Genomic DNA, 915 nt, shown 5'->3' on the forward strand with positions numbered 1-915 from the left:
TTCAATATTTTCTTCTGGAGTATTGCTATTCTCATTACTATTACGTTTGTTTATATCTTTTATATTTTGTTTTAAGGAAACAGGTTTTATTTTAATGGTAGGACACTTTGGAGGACTTTTTATACCTACCTTGTCGGACACTTCTTCCACAATCGGTTGAATGATAATAGCATTTGAAGTTTGTAACATATCTTTTGTACGCTTCATTGCTACTTGATTAATCATCTTTAGATCCACAAGTTTCTTCATAAGACGTTGCACAGTTTTATAGGAAACTTTCATTTTTTCAGCTATACTATTTTTGCATAGGAAACTCACACCTACATATTTGCAGCTGTGGCGCTTTAACAGTTCAAGTAATCTAAGGAGTTTAGCTTGTACATCGGTACGCTTAATAGACATACGGATTGTGTCTCTGTATGTGCGTACCGTTTGATTTAGTTCTTCCACATCTTTGAATGAGGATAAGTTGTGGAAGGATTCTTCATTTGCGATAACATTGATTTTCTTTTTCATAGACTAAGAGCTCCTTTGTATAAACAAAAAGCAACGTCACCAATAATTTGGTAAACGTTGCTAAAGAAACCCTACATGATGTACAATAATTCATGAGAGTATGGCAAGTGTTTACCTGGTTGTGTCAGGTGGACGGTATATATAGTGTTGGTCGCACTGTACATACACGCTGTACTTTTTGTTATTAAAATTTAACCTTGTAGGAATACATCATACATAAGTGATTTTCTAATAGTGGGGCTGCCCACAATTTGCCCACATACTAATCATTTTGTAACTTTTTTAATCTGTAACAGTAAAAAACGTAAAGTAAATCATTGTTGATTTATAAGGGTTTTGATAAGTTTTTCGGTTAGTATCTTAAGGCGAAAAAGAAAAAGTATTTCTATAAGCAAATGG

At 33.2% G+C, this 915-nt stretch carries 1 pseudogene; it reads right to left on the reverse strand.

The features are described 5' to 3' along the window. Positions 1 to 516, reverse strand: a pseudogene (locus ACQRBL_RS30150) (helix-turn-helix domain-containing protein); the annotation flags it as partial. Positions 517 to 915: the final 399 nt, after the last annotated feature.

Origin of the sequence: Bacillus sp. AF62, from assembly GCF_050312695.1 — a bacterium.
Taxonomy (GTDB): domain Bacteria; phylum Bacillota; class Bacilli; order Bacillales; family Bacillaceae_G; genus Bacillus_A; species Bacillus_A cereus.